Origin of the sequence: Acidovorax sp. DW039, assembly GCF_037101375.1 — a bacterium.
GTDB lineage: Bacteria > Pseudomonadota > Gammaproteobacteria > Burkholderiales > Burkholderiaceae_C > Acidovorax.
On the sequence record NZ_AP029019.1, the window covers coordinates 1,087,793 to 1,101,389 of the forward strand.

Sequence of the window (13,597 nt, forward strand, 5' to 3'; positions counted from 1 at the left end):
TGTGGGGGTTCCATGTTGAAGAAAACAGTGGTTTTTGCGGCTCTGGCTTTGAGTGGCTTGGCGTATGCGGCAGATGCGGATTTCACTCTGGTGAATCGCACCGGTTATGCCATCAATGAGGTGTATATCTCTCCCACCCAGAAAGACAGCTGGGGGAAAGACCGCTTGGGTCGCAATCAATTGCTCAATGGCCAGGCGCGGACTTTCCGCTTTGGCGACACCAAGAATTGCGTACAAGACATCAAGGTCATCTTTACTGATGACGACTCAGAGGTTGAATGGGAAGGCTTCAACCTCTGTGAGCTTCACAAGATCACCCTGCGCTACAACCGCAAGACCGGGGATGTATCTGCAGACACTGAATAAACCTCTCTGAATTTGGAGAACCATGAAAGCAACGCCCCTGCGCCTGTCCACCGCCACACCTGACTTTGAAGCTGCTTTCAAGGCGCGTCTGCACTGGTCTGCAGACACCGATGCGGCCATTGAGCAGCGCGTGGCGGACATCCTGTCCGATGTGCGGTCGCGGGGCGATACCGCGGTGCTCGAGTACACCGCCCGGTTCGATGGTCTGAACGCAGCCTCCATGGCTGCGCTGGAATTGACCCAGGTAGAGCTCAAGGCTGCCTTCGACGCTATTCCTGCAGCCCAACGCGATGCTCTGCAGGCGGCTGCAGCCCGTGTGCGCAAGTACCACGAGGCGCAGAAAAAAGCCACGGGCGAGAGCTGGAGCTACCGCGACGAAGACGGCACCTTGCTGGGCCAGAAGGTCACGCCGCTCGATCGTGTGGGCATCTACGTGCCGGGCGGCAAGGCGGCCTACCCCTCCAGCGTGTTGATGAATGCCATTCCAGCCCATGTCGCCGGGGTTCAAGAAATCATCATGGTGGTGCCCACCCCCAAGGGGGAGAAGAACGCGCTGGTGCTGGCTGCCGCCTACGTGGCGGGCGTCACACGCGCCTTCACCATTGGTGGTGCGCAGGCAGTGGCCGCGCTGGCCTATGGCACGGCCACAGTGCCCAAGGTTGACAAGATCACGGGCCCCGGCAACGCCTACGTGGCCAGCGCCAAGAAGCGCGTGTTCGGCACCGTGGGCATCGACATGATTGCGGGCCCCTCCGAAATTCTGGTGCTGGCCGATGGCACCACGCCCCCTGACTGGGTGGCCATGGACCTCTTCAGCCAGGCCGAGCACGATGAACTGGCCCAGAGCATCCTGCTGTGCCCTGACGCCGCCTACCTGGACGCGGTGCAGCGCGAGATCGATCGCCTGCTGCCCACCATGCCGCGTGCAGAGATCATTGCCAAGAGCCTGACGGGCCGTGGCGCGCTGATTCTTACCCGCGATATGGAAGAGGCCTGCGCCATCAGCAACCGCATTGCGCCCGAGCATCTGGAAGTTTCCAGTACCGATCCACACCGCTGGGAGCCACTGCTGCGCCATGCGGGCGCGATCTTCCTGGGGGCCTACACTAGCGAAAGTCTGGGCGACTACTGCGCTGGTCCCAACCACGTGCTGCCCACCAGCGGCACGGCCAGGTTCTCGTCTCCGCTGGGGGTGTACGACTTCCAGAAGCGCAGCAGCCTGATCGAAGTGAGCGAAGCCGGCGCCCAGGTGCTGGGCACCATCGCGGCAGAGCTGGCCTACGGCGAGGGGCTGCAGGCCCACGCGCAGGCGGCAGAAATGCGCCTCAAGAAGGTTTGAGTGCGTAAAAAGCGCTCACGCTTAAGTTCACGCTTATCGCACCCATCCCACGCAGCCCCAGGCTGCAACAGAGCGCCCGACCAGCATGGCGCCTTCGCGGTACAGAGCGCTGGCGCTGTGGGATGGGGAAAGGCGCACCACCCAGGTGCCTCCGGCTGCGTCTGCCCACAGCACCCGCGCGTCCTGCCGGGCCAGTGCGTTGAAGGCCTCTGCGGGGGTAACGCCGGGTGCAAACAGCACCACCGCCTGATCCTGCTCACCGGAAGGCAGTGCTGCCACTGGTCCAGCGATCAGGGCTGCCAGCACCAGCACCACGGCGGCTCCCGATCCCGTCTGGTAGTAGTCGGTGGGTGCAACCGCGCCCATAGTGCCCTGGTCATCGCCCCGGCCCGAGCCAGACCCAGAACCGCCTGTGCCGCCCCCTCTGCGCAACATCCTCCAGCCCACCACAGCGGGCACCACACCGAACACAACAAACCACACCAGGTCCCACACCAGAGGCTGTGCGGCGTCCACCTTGACGCGGTGGATGCCCAGAATCCAGTGCGAGAGCGTGCCATCCAGCATATGCCAGCCCCCGAAGCCCAGCAGCGCCAGCGCCCACAGCGCGCGCCCGGCCGTGCGGAGCATGAGCGCACTGCGACGTCGCCACAGTTGCACCATTGCCAGCACAGCCACCCCGTACATCAGTGCGTGAAAAAGCCCGTCTGCCATGATCTGCCAGCGCATGTCCCGCACTCCCTGCACGTTGGAAAGCAGGTGGTGCCATTGCAGAATCTGGTGCAGCAGGATGCCGTCAAAGAACCCTCCCAGTGCAAATCCAAGAAAGAAGCCAGGCCACCTGAGTGAGCGACGGGCCAGCGGCTGGACTGCAACGGATGCCACCACACAACTCCTTAGCGCTTGAGATGCCGCAGATCGTGGAGCGCTACGAAGCCTGCTATTGACGGAATGCGCCCCGTCTGCAGGTAGGAGGGGTTCTCAGTCGACTGTCCGCTGGCTCTGCAGCGTGCAATGAAAACTGGCGACACCCGGGCCCTCTGCGCTCAGCCGCAAGCGGGCCGGTCCCAGCAGGGTGGTGCACTCGCCTGCAGCAAGGAAGTGATCTTCCAGCCTCCCATCACAAGTCAGCCAGACAAGACCCTGCTCCACCTGGATCACAGCGGCCATCCTGGCAGGCACATGGATGTGTTGAACAGCCTGCGTGTTCTGCAAGGTGTAGTGCTCCGCCCCGCGGGAAGGGCTGAGGGGCAGTGCAGAGGTGGATGGCTCGCTGCGGGAGCGCCGAGCGGCGGGGGGCTGGGGTGTGGGGAGTGTGGCGGTGTTCATGTCTTCACTGTGCCGCTCGAGGCTGGCGCATGCCAGTTGCAGATCGGACCCAGCTGAACCAGTACAGCGACGTGCAGTGACGCATCTGTACTGCCCGGGTGTGCGGCGTTCTGTACTGCCCGAGGCGCGCGCATGCCGTACAGAATGCGGTATGGCCCAGACCGATGCACCCCCGCTGTACCTGCAGATTGCCCAGCAACTGACGGAGCTGATCCGCAATGGCACGCTGGCCCGTGGCGAGAAGCTTCCGTCCGTGCGTGAGCTGGCTCGTCAGCATGGCGTGGCACAGACCACGGTGGTGCAGGCCTACCATTGGCTGGAGGATGCGCGTCTGATCGTGGCGCGCCCCCGGTCCGGATTTTTTGTTGCAGCGCGCCCTGTGCAGCTACCAGAGCCGTCTACGCCCCGGCCCTTGAGGCGACCACGGGAAGTGTCGGTGGACTGGCTGGGCCAGCGCATCCTGGGGCGGCAGCAACCCGAGGGCATGGTGTCTTTCAGCAGCGGCACGCCAGGGCCAGACCTGTTCGATGTGGACCGCGTGCGTCGCGCCGTGACCCGTTCGGTGCAGCGCCACCGGCATCTGCTGTGCAACTATCCTTCCTCGGCCGGGCATGAAGACGCGCGCCGTGCACTGGCGCGCTATGCCGTAGGCCTGGGGTGCAGCCTGGACCCGCAGAACATCATGATCACCGGCGGCTGCATGGACAGCATTGCGCTGTGCTTGCGTGCCGTTACGCAACCGGGGGATGTGGTCGCGCTGGAGTCCCCCACGCATTTCTCGTTTCTTGAAGTGCTCCAGGGGCTGCACCTGCGGGCGCTGGAGATACCCGCCCACCCCCGCCATGGCTTGTCGCTGGACGCACTGCAACTCGCGCTCGACACCCAGCCCGTCAAGGCCGTCATGCTGGTGCCCACGCTCAGCAACCCGCTGGGCAGCTGCATGCCCCTGGCGGAACGCAAGCGGCTGGCTCAGATGGCTACCCGGCACGACATTGCGGTCATCGAGGACGCCATCTACAACGACCTGGTGGAGGTGCCCGAAATGCGTCGTGCGGTGAAGTCCTATGACACCTCCGGTCATGTGATGCTGTGCGATTCTTTCTCCAAGACGCTGGCCCCGGGCTTGCGCCTTGGATGGGTGGAAGCGGGGCGCTGGAGCGACAAGCTGCGCGGCATCAAGGACCTGCAGGCTGGAGGGCAATCTGCCGTGCTGGAGCTGGCGCTTGCAGACCTGATCACGCAGGCGGGCCACGCCGCATCCATGCGCCAGCTGCGTGCTGCTGTGGCTGCCCGCATGGAGGCGGTGCGCAGCACCATCGCCACGCATTTCCCGCAGGGAACGCGGGTAAGCGACCCGCCGGGTGGCCTGTTGTTGTGGGTGGAGTTACCGCGTGGAATGGATGCCGCAGCGCTGCACGACCTGTGCCTGCCGGAGCGCATTCTGGTGGCCCCCGGCACGCTGTTCAGCGCCAGTGGCCGCTTTCGCAACTGCCTGCGCATCGGCATGGGTGGGGATTGGACGCCGCGCCACTTGCAGGCGCTGGCGCGCGTGGGTCAACTGGCCTGCCAGATGACCAGTGAGATGCCCAGCCGCCCCCACGGTGGGGCTGCGACGGTCAGCCTACCTGACGCAGCGCTGGGCGCATCTGCCGCGTGACGGGGTCGATGTAGGCGCTGGGGATCTGATAGGCACGGTCATCAAACAGGTCGATACCGCATTTGAGGTTTTCGATCCAGTCGAAAAAGTCGTTGATAGCTTGCTTGCCCATGATGGGGGCACCATGCTGTGGCACCAGCATGGCAATGTCCAGCTGCCGCGCCATGGCCGTCCACAGCCGCAGGATCTTGTTGGACACCATGTAGCGACGGTGAAAGCCTTCCATGCGGGGGATATGGGGCTTCAGGTCCGTGATGGGGCGTGCCGCTTCTGCACCCGACATCATGGAGACGCCAAGGTCACCGGTGAACAGAATCTTGCTGACCGGATCGTAGAAGTGGAAGTTGCCTTCTGAATGCATGAAGTGCGCTGGCAGCAGCACCAGTTCATGGCGTCCCAGTGGCAGATGCCCGCCACTGTCGGGCACACCAATCACGCGGTTCTCCGTCTTGCCGACCTTGGTGAAGTGGGGCGCGAAACGCTCCCACACCCGTGAAATCACCAGCGATGCCTTGGTGCTGGTCATCCAGCGGTCCAGCGAGGCGATGATGTCCGGGTCCGCATGAGATGCGATCAGGTACGACAGTTTGTGGGGCGCAAAGTGCTTGGTCATCCCCATGAACAGCTCATTGAACGCCAGGTTGCCGCCCGGGTCGATGATGGCCCCGGTGTCATCGTCCACGATCAGGAACTGGTTGGCCTGTACCGCCTGACCGTCCTCTTCGATGAGATCGGTGAACATGAGACATGCATGATTCTTGTCACGATAGAGTTCGATGGCCATGGCAGTGCTTAGGAGTGAAGCCCCGACTGTATGAGTACCCCTGCTCGCGCGAGTTGATCAAGATCAAGCCCGTCACACGCAAGACACATTGATTCCCAATTGAGTGGAGCAGGTGGGCGGGCAGCTATCGCTCCAAGCGCGCTTCCACGCCAGGCTCACCCCTCACCACTCTGCAAAGCTGCCGTCCCGGTGTCGCCACACCGGGTTGCGCCAGCGGTGGCCTTGCTCGGCACGCTCGCGCACGTAGGCTTCGTTCACTTCAATGCCCAACCCAGGGCCTTGGGGGATGGTCACCATGCCATCCTCGTAGGCAAACACCTCGCGGTTGCTCACATAGTCCAGCAGGTCGTTGGCGGCGTTGTAGTGGATGCCCAGGCTCTGCTCCTGAATGAACGCGTTGTAGCAAACACCATCCAGCTGCAGATTGGCCGCCAGAGCGATGGGCCCCAGCGGGCAGTGCAGTGCCAGCGCCACGTCGTAGGCCTCTGCCATGGAGGCGATCTTGCGGGTCTCGGTGATGCCCCCCGCGTGCGAGGGATCCGGCTGCACGATGTCCACATAGCCTTCAGACAGGATGCGCTTGAAGTCCCAGCGCGAGTACAGCCGCTCGCCCAGCGCAATGGGCGTGGAGGTGAGCGGGGCCAGTTCTTTCAGTGCCTCGTAGTGCTCGCTCAGCACGGGTTCCTCAATGAACATGAGCCGGTAGGGTTCCAGCTCTTTCACCAGAATCTTGGCCATGGGCTTGTGAACCCGGCCGTGAAAGTCCACCCCAATGCCCACATGGGGCCCCACGGCGTCACGCACGGCAGCCACGTTCTGCAGGCAGCGCTCCACCTTGTCGTAGCTGTCCACGTACTGCATTTCTTCGGTGCCATTCATCTTCACCGCCGTGAACCCGCGGGCCACCGCTGCTTTGGCGGCGGCCGCTGTCTCGCTGGGCCGGTCGCCGCCGATCCAGCTGTACACCCGTATCCGGTCCCGTACCCGTCCACCCAGCAGTTCGCACACGGGCACGCCCAGCGCCTTGCCCTTGATATCCCACAGCGCCTGGTCAATACCGGCCAGCGCACTCATGTGGATGCCACCGCCCCGGTAGAAGCCGCCGCGGTACAGCACCGTCCAGTGGTCTTCAATATGGCGGGGGTCTTTGCCAATGAGGTAGTCGCCCAGCTCTTCCACCGCCGCGGCTACGGTGTGCGCGCGCCCCTCCAGAACAGGTTCTCCCCAGCCGGTGATCCCTTCGTCCGTCTCGATCTTGAGAAAGCACCAACGGGGTGGCACCAGGAAAGTGGTCAGTCGCGTGATTTTCATGAATGCAGAAGGATCGAGGGAAAAGGGGTGTTGGAATCTGCCCAGGTGCCAGCGTGTCAGCGCGCTTTCGTCGGATAAGCGGCATGCCACACGCTCACAAAGGCACGCGCTTGGGTGGCTACTTGCGTGGCGTCATCACCCGGGCGGTACAAGGCGGAACCCAGGCCAAAGCCCGAAGCGCCAGCCTTGGCATAGGGGGCGATGCTCTCCGGCGTGATGCCGCCTACAGGCAGCAGGGCCACGGGGGGCTGCAGCACCGCACGCCATGCTTTCAGCACGCTGGGGGCCAGAGCCTCTGCCGGGAACAGCTTGAGGGCGTCAGCACCCGCAGCCAGCGCGGCATAGGCTTCAGTCAGTGTGGCCACGCCGGGCGCGCAGGCCAGGCCCGCCTGCTTGGCCGCGCGGATCACGGCAGCATCGCTGTGCGGCATCACCACGATCTGGCCGCCTGCCGAGGCCACCTCGGCGCATGCCTGCACGCTGGTCACGGTGCCCGCACCCACCAGGCAATCCGGCGGCAGCGCGCTGCGCAGGGCGCGGATGCTCTGCAGTGGATCGGGGGAGTTCAGGGGCACCTCGATGAGGCGAAAGCCTGCGGCATACAGCGCATGCCCGATGGCGACCACCTCATCAGGGCGCACGCCCCGCAAAATGGCAACCAGCCCGCATTGCTGCAAGGCGGTGTGGAACAGGGAAGACAACGGAGTCACTGGAAAGTACCTTCTGTAAGAGAGGCCGGTTTGGCGTGCCCATCCACCAGCCCGGCTTGTAGCGCAATGCGCCACAGGCCCCGCACCGTGGCGCTGGCGGCCAGCATGGGCGTGCCCAGGTCCCAGCATTGCAGTGCGATGCTGTAGCGTCGGCACAGGTCAGGCTCACCGCACAGCACCACCTGGGGCAATGGCTGCGTGGATGCCTGCAGGTGCAGCGCAAGGCCTGCCATCTCGTGCCCGATCAGCAGGCCAGAGAGGTAGTCCGCCTGCGCTGTGGGGGGCAGTTGCCCGGTCAGGCCCAGGGTGCGTGTGCTGAACAGGTGGCTCAGCAGTCCGGCGGGATGGGCACCTGAGCGCACAACCTGCAAGCCCTTGCGAAAGGCGTCGTCATCGGGCGTTTGCGCTGGTTGCATGGTTTTGCCCAGCAGGGTGTGGTTCTTCAGTGCAGCAAACACCTCACCCGTCATGAAGGTCAGGAAGTGGTGGATCTGCTGGCCCTGTGCGTGGACCCATTTGCTGTGGGTGCCGGGCAGTCCGATCAGCAAGGGCTGCTCAGCACCGTTGGCACACGTGGCCAGCACCCCCAGCACTTGCGTTTCTTCACCCCGCATCACGTTCGGCAGGCTACCGCTTTGCAGCAAGCCGGGCACGATGTGCAGAGGCATGCCCTGGTGGCGTGTTACCACCCCCAGACTTTGCGCCAGGCCGCCGAGTGTGGTGGGTGACGCCAGGTAAGGCGCTTCACGCCAGCCCTGTGCGCTGCCCACCATGCCGCAGGCCAGTAAAGGCAGATGCGGGTGGGCCTGTATCCACGGGCCGCAGGTGTCTTGCAATGCGTGTTTAAAACGTGCGTCATTGGCTTGGGCCGGTGGAACCTGGGCAGGGGGCGCATGCTCCAGCGGCTCGGGCAGGTTCATGATGCCCCAGGGCCGCTGCTGCTGTGCCAGCACCTCTCCAGCTCCATCCAGCAGGTAGGCACGTAGCGAACTCGTGCCCCAGTCCAGGCAGATCAGTGCGGGTTGGGGCTCTGATGGATTCATGTCCGGCCCCTGGTCATGCGCTGTGGCCACGGGCTCAGCGCCCCCAGCGCAATACCAGCGGGTCCAGCCGCCGCGCAATGTCGATCAAGCCACGGCGCACTTCGGGGTGCATGGCAGGGAAGGGGTGGCGACCTGCCTCGCAGGCAATCACGCCGCCTTCCTTCATCAGCGCCTTGGCGGTGAGGATGCCGCCCTGGCGGTTTTCGTGGTTGATGAGCGGCAGCCAGCGCTGGTAGAGCGCAAACGCCTGGTCCATGTCGCCTTGGCGGTGCGCCTCGATGATGGGGCGGATGCCGTCGGGGAAAGCGCCACCCGTCATCGCACCCGTGGCTCCGGCATCCAGGTCGGCCAGCAGGGTGATGGCCTCTTCGCCGTCCCACGGGCCTTCGATGGCGTCACCGCCCAGGCGGATCAGCTCGCGCAGCTTGCTGGCCGCGCCGGGCACCTCGATCTTGAAGTAGGCCAGCTTCTCGATCTCCTGCGCCATGCGCGCCAGGAAAGGGGCTGAGAGCACCGTGCCGCTGGCGGGCGCATCCTGCACCATGATCGGGATGGTGATGGCGTCAGACACGCGGGCATAGAACTCATAGATCTGCGCCTCCGGCACGCGGAAGGTGGCACCGTGGTAGGGCGGCATGATCATCACCATGGCCGCGCCCATGTCCTGCGCGGCGCGGCTGCGCTCCGCACACACGCGACTGCCGTAGTGGGTGGTGGTGACGATGACCGGAACGCGGCCCGCCACATGCTCCAGCGATGTGCGGGTGAGGACTTCACGCTCCGCATCCGACAAGGAAAACTGCTCGGAGAAATTGGCCAGGATGCATAGCCCGTCCACCCCGGCGTCGATCATGAAATCGAGGCAGCGCTTCTGGCTGTCGAGGTCGAGCGAGCCGTCTTCGTGGAAGGTGGTGGGCACCACGGGGAAGATGCCGCGGTAGCGAGGGTTCTTGAGGGAATGGGTGGCTGGCATGGTGGGGGTAGATCAGGGTTTGAATGAAATAGACCTCTAGCGCTTATCTGATAAGCGCAAGCAGCTATCAAATGTGTAGCGTTTGGCTGGGGTAGGGCGAGGCCCCGAAGCGCTCAGCGCCTCAGGGCGGGGCTCCACATCAATGCGAGTGGCGCGGCACCGCAGCACCTCTGCAACCCACCAGAAAGTCGAAGTCGCAGCCTTCATCGGCCTGCAGCACATGGTCCACATACAGCCGCTGGTAGCCGCCCCGGCCGCCTTTGTCTTCGCCCCGCAGGGCTGTCAGGCGTGCAGCCAGTTCCTCGTCGCTGATGTCCAGATGCAGGCGGCCGTTTTCACAGTCCAGTTCGATGAAGTCGCCATCGCGCACGGCAGCCAGCGGCCCCAGTGCTGCTGCCTCCGGGGCCACATGCAGCACCACGGTGCCGTAGGCGGTGCCGCTCATGCGGGCGTCCGAGATGCGCACCATGTCCTTCACGCCGCGGCGCAGCAGCTTGGGCGGCAGGCCCATGTTGCCCACCTCGGCCATGCCGGGGTAGCCCTTGGGGCCGCAGTTCTTCATCACCATCACGCAGGTTTCGTCGATGTCCAGGTTCTCATCCACGATGCGCTCTTTGTAGTGCTCCAGGTTCTCGAACACCACCGCACGGCCCCGGTGCCTGAGCAGCTCGGGCGACGCTGCCGAGGGCTTGAGCACCGCGCCGCGCGGCGCAAGGTTGCCGCGCAGGATGCAGATGCCGCCATCGGCAATCAGCGGGTTGGTGATGGGGCGGATCACCTCGTCGTTGTACTGCGGTGCTTCGCGCACGTTGTCCCACAGGCTCTTGCCGTTCACGGTCAGGGCGTCGGGATGGGGCAACAAGTTGTTCTCGCCCAGGCGGCGCAGCACAGCGGGCAGGCCACCGGCGTAATAGAACTCTTCCATCAGGAAGCGGCCCGAGGGCTGCAGATCCACCAGGGTGGGTGTGCCCCGGCCAATGCGTGTCCAGTCTTCCAGGTCCAGCTGCACGCCGATGCGGCCTGCAATGGCCTTGAGGTGGATGACCGCGTTGGTGGAGCCACCGATGGCCGCATTGGTACGGATGGCGTTTTCAAACGCTTCGCGCGTAAGGATCTTGGACAGGCGCAGGTCTTCATGCACCATCTCCACAATGCGCTTGCCGGACATGTGGGCCAGCACATAGCGGCGGGCATCGACGGCCGGAATCGCCGCATTGTGCGGCAGCGAGGTGCCCAGCGACTCGGCCATGCAGGCCATGGTGCTGGCCGTGCCCATGGTGTTGCAGGTGCCTGCCGAGCGGGACATGCCTGCCTCGGCTGCAAAGAACTGGTGCTCGTTGATCTCGCCTGCCTTCAGCGATTCGTGCAGCCGCCACACGGCCGTGCCCGATCCGATGTCCTTGCCGTCGAGCTTGCCGTTGAGCATGGGCCCGCCCGTGACCACGATGGCTGGCACGTCACAGCTGGCCGCGCCCATCAGCAGCGCAGGCGTGGTCTTGTCGCAGCCCACCAGCAGCACCACGCCGTCGATGGGGTTGCCGCGAATGGCTTCTTCCACGTCCATACTGGCCAGGTTGCGCGTGAGCATGGCCGTGGGGCGCAGGTTGGATTCGCCGTTGGAGAACACGGGGAACTCCACCGGAAAGCCGCCCGCTTCGTAGATGCCGCGCTTCACATGCTCGGCAATCTTGCGGAAGTGCGCGTTGCACGGAGTCAGTTCAGACCAGGTGTTGCAGATGCCGATCACGGGGCGGCCATCGAACGCGTGGTCCGGAATGCCCTGGTTCTTCATCCAGCTGCGGTACATGAAGCCGTTCTTGTCGGCCGTGCCGAACCATTCGGTGGAGCGGAGTTTGCGCTTGGGAGTCGTCATGGTGGGGAGGTGAGAGAGAAACAAAAAATCAGGTGCGTTGTGCAGAGCGGTGCGTCAGCACGCGCTGCAGCAGACAGAAGATGAACAGCAGCACGCCAACAACGATGCGTGTCCACCACGAGCTGAGAGAGCCGTCAAAGGCAATCAGGGTCTGGATGATTCCGAGCGTGAGCACGCCAAACAACGTGCCCGCCAGGTAGCCCACACCCCCGGTGAGCAAGGTGCCGCCGATCACCACAGCGGCGATGGCGTCCAGCTCCATGCCTGTGGCATGCAGGCCGTAGCCCGAGAGCATGTAGAACGTGAACACCACCCCCGCCAGCGCCGAGCACAGGCCCGACAGCGTGTACACGCCGATGAGCGTGCGGCGCACGGGCAGCCCCATCAGCACGGCCGAGTGCTCGCTGCCGCCGATGGCATAGACCGCACGCCCGAAGGGCGTGCAGTGGGCCATGAAGATGGCGATGAGCAACACCGCCATGGCCATCAGCGCGCCCAGCGATAGCGACATGGATTCACCCATGGGCAGACGCCACTGGGCCATTTCGGAGTAGCCCTCGTGCGTGATGCTGATGGAGTCGATGCTGATGAGGTAGCACAGCCCCCGTGCCAGGAACATGCCCGCCAGGGTCACGATGAAGGGCTGCAGCCTGAACCTTTCGATCAGGAACCCCATGACTGCCCCAAACACTGTGCCCATGAGCAGCACGAGCGGTATGGCTGCAATGGGGCTCCAGCCGTGGTGCTCTACCAGACTGGCCAGCACCATCGTGGTCAACGCCACGACGGAGCCGACGGAAAGATCGATGCCGCCCGACAGGATGACAAACGTCATGCCCACCGCCACGATGACCAGGAAGGCGTTGTCGATCAGCAGGTTGAGGAACACCTGGGCTGAAAGAAAGCCCGAGTACATGACCGACCCCGTGACTGCCATGGCCAGAAACAGCGCCACGGTGGCGGTGAGCGGCAGGTATTTGCGATTCAGCTTCAAGCCGCTTCCTCGTGCGTGCGGCGCAGCATCCATCGGCGCAGCAGCGGTTACGGTGTGTGACACGGCGCTCATGGTGCAACCCCCGGGCCGCTGGGCCTGCGCACCCACATGCCCAGCTGTGCGCGGAATTCGGGCGACTGCATCAGCATCACCACGAACACCACGATGGCCTTCACCACCAGATTGATCTCAGGCGGCACCCCCAGCGAATAGATGGCGTAGGTGAGCGACTGGATGATGAGCGCACCGAGCACGCTGCCCACCAGGCTGAAGCGGCCACCCGTGAGGGCAGTGCCGCCCAGCGTCACGGCCAAAATGGCATCCAGTTCCAGCAGCTGTCCTGCGTTGTTGCCGTCTGCACTCTTGACGTTGGAGCTGATGAGCAAGCCCGCAATGCCCGCGCATACCCCGCAAAACGTGTAGGCCGCCACCGTGATGCGCCGGGCCTGCACGCCTGCCACCCGGGCGGCAGAAGGATTGATGCCTACCGCCTGCACAAACAGGCCCAGTGCCGTGCGCGTGACGGCCAGGTACAGCAGCCCGAAAACTGCTGCCACCACAAACAGCGAGAAAGGTACGCCCAGCAGATAGCCACTGCCGAGGAAGAAGTAGGGCGTGTAGTAGATGGTGATGATCTGCCCGTCCGTGATCAGCTGCGCAATGCCGCGCCCCGCCACCATCAGGATCAGCGTGGCAATGATGGGCTGCATGCCCACGCGCGCCACCAGGAGGCCATTCCACAGGCCGCACACCGCCCCCACGCCCAGACCCGCGAGCAGCGCCACGGGCAAGGGGAAGCGGCTGGTATCGCCAGACACCGAGCCACCAATCATCCAGGCCGTGACGGCAGCGGCAATGGCCACCACCGCGCCTACGGAGATATCAATGCCGCGTGTGGCAATCACCATCGTCATGCCCAGAGACACCAGCACCAGCGGCGCTGCGCGGTTGAGGATGTCGATCAGGCTGCCGTAGAGGTGGCCGTCGCGCCACTCCAGCTGCAGAAAGCTGGCATTGAATGCCGTGTTCACGCCGAGCAGGAGCAGCAGGGTGATGAGGGGCCAAGCCAGACGGTGGCGCAGCAGAGCTGTAATAAGGTGGGGCGAATTACGTTCTTCAGACATACGAGTCATCCATGGCGCTGCATGTGCCACTGGCGCGGCCTAGGCCCGGGCAGCCGCACAAGGGCCGCCCCGCAGTGCTGGCTGCGTCCCCCTG

Annotated in this window: 13 protein-coding genes; 3 read left to right on the plus strand and 10 right to left on the minus strand. The window is 64.3% G+C overall.

Features of this window, described 5'->3' with window-relative positions; translation table 11 throughout:
* Nucleotides 1-12: 12 nt before the first annotated feature.
* Complete coding sequence (locus AACH87_RS04870; RefSeq protein WP_338797626.1) at nucleotides 13-366, plus strand: hypothetical protein; 354 nt, start codon at nucleotides 13-15, stop codon at nucleotides 364-366.
* Nucleotides 367-388: 22 nt separating this feature from the next.
* Complete coding sequence (gene hisD / locus AACH87_RS04875) at nucleotides 389-1,705, plus strand: histidinol dehydrogenase (protein ID WP_338797627.1); 1,317 nt, start codon at nucleotides 389-391, stop codon at nucleotides 1,703-1,705.
* A gap of 33 nt (nucleotides 1,706-1,738) precedes the next feature.
* Here hisD and AACH87_RS04880 read toward each other — a convergent pair whose 3' ends face one another.
* Both AACH87_RS04880 and AACH87_RS04885 read right to left on the minus strand, forming a co-directional pair.
* On the minus strand, nucleotides 1,739-2,590 hold the full coding sequence (locus tag AACH87_RS04880) for a DUF2243 domain-containing protein (RefSeq protein WP_338797628.1): 852 nt from the start codon (nucleotides 2,588-2,590) through the stop codon (nucleotides 1,739-1,741).
* A 96-nt stretch (nucleotides 2,591-2,686) separates the two neighbouring features.
* Complete coding sequence (locus tag AACH87_RS04885; RefSeq protein WP_338797630.1) at nucleotides 2,687-3,034, minus strand: DUF2917 domain-containing protein; 348 nt, start codon at nucleotides 3,032-3,034, stop codon at nucleotides 2,687-2,689.
* 151 nt (nucleotides 3,035-3,185) lie between these two features.
* Here AACH87_RS04885 and AACH87_RS04890 point away from each other — a divergent pair, with 151 nt between their 5' ends.
* Nucleotides 3,186-4,691, plus strand: a complete 1,506-nt coding sequence (locus tag AACH87_RS04890) for a PLP-dependent aminotransferase family protein (protein ID WP_338797631.1) — start codon at nucleotides 3,186-3,188, stop codon at nucleotides 4,689-4,691.
* On the opposite strand, the gene AACH87_RS04895 is transcribed toward AACH87_RS04890, so the two are convergent.
* The 8 genes from AACH87_RS04895 to AACH87_RS04930 all read right to left on the minus strand — a co-directional run bounded on the left by AACH87_RS04895 (nucleotide 4,651) and on the right by AACH87_RS04930 (nucleotide 13,503).
* The gene (locus AACH87_RS04895) at nucleotides 4,651-5,475 is read right to left on the minus strand and encodes an MBL fold metallo-hydrolase (protein ID WP_338797632.1); all 825 of its coding nucleotides are present in this window, start codon (nucleotides 5,473-5,475) and stop codon (nucleotides 4,651-4,653) included. The genes AACH87_RS04890 and AACH87_RS04895 overlap by 41 nt on opposite strands.
* A 162-nt stretch (nucleotides 5,476-5,637) precedes the next feature.
* Complete coding sequence (dgoD, locus tag AACH87_RS04900; RefSeq protein WP_338797633.1) at nucleotides 5,638-6,786, minus strand: galactonate dehydratase; 1,149 nt, start codon at nucleotides 6,784-6,786, stop codon at nucleotides 5,638-5,640.
* Between the two features lie 56 nt (nucleotides 6,787-6,842).
* A complete protein-coding gene (locus tag AACH87_RS04905) occupies nucleotides 6,843-7,496 on the minus strand; it encodes a 2-dehydro-3-deoxy-6-phosphogalactonate aldolase (protein ID WP_338797634.1) in 654 nt (217 codons plus the stop codon).
* The gene (locus tag AACH87_RS04910; RefSeq protein WP_338797635.1) at nucleotides 7,493-8,539 is read right to left on the minus strand and encodes a 2-dehydro-3-deoxygalactonokinase; all 1,047 of its coding nucleotides are present in this window, start codon (nucleotides 8,537-8,539) and stop codon (nucleotides 7,493-7,495) included. The genes AACH87_RS04905 and AACH87_RS04910 overlap by 4 nt, the downstream gene beginning before the upstream one ends.
* Nucleotides 8,540-8,573: 34 nt before the next feature.
* Nucleotides 8,574-9,512 (minus strand): dihydrodipicolinate synthase family protein, encoded by a 939-nt coding sequence (locus AACH87_RS04915; RefSeq protein WP_338797636.1) that lies wholly within the window; start codon nucleotides 9,510-9,512, stop codon nucleotides 8,574-8,576.
* 139 nt (nucleotides 9,513-9,651) lie between these two features.
* A complete protein-coding gene (locus tag AACH87_RS04920; protein ID WP_338797637.1) occupies nucleotides 9,652-11,385 on the minus strand; it encodes an IlvD/Edd family dehydratase in 1,734 nt (577 codons plus the stop codon).
* Nucleotides 11,386-11,413: 28 nt separating this feature from the next.
* Nucleotides 11,414-12,412, minus strand: coding sequence for a galactofuranose ABC transporter, permease protein YjfF (yjfF, locus tag AACH87_RS04925; protein WP_338798854.1), 999 nt, complete (start codon nucleotides 12,410-12,412; stop codon nucleotides 11,414-11,416).
* Nucleotides 12,413-12,447: 35 nt separating this feature from the next.
* On the minus strand, nucleotides 12,448-13,503 hold the full coding sequence (locus AACH87_RS04930; protein WP_338797638.1) for an ABC transporter permease: 1,056 nt from the start codon (nucleotides 13,501-13,503) through the stop codon (nucleotides 12,448-12,450).
* Between the last annotated feature and the right edge of the window lie 94 nt (nucleotides 13,504-13,597).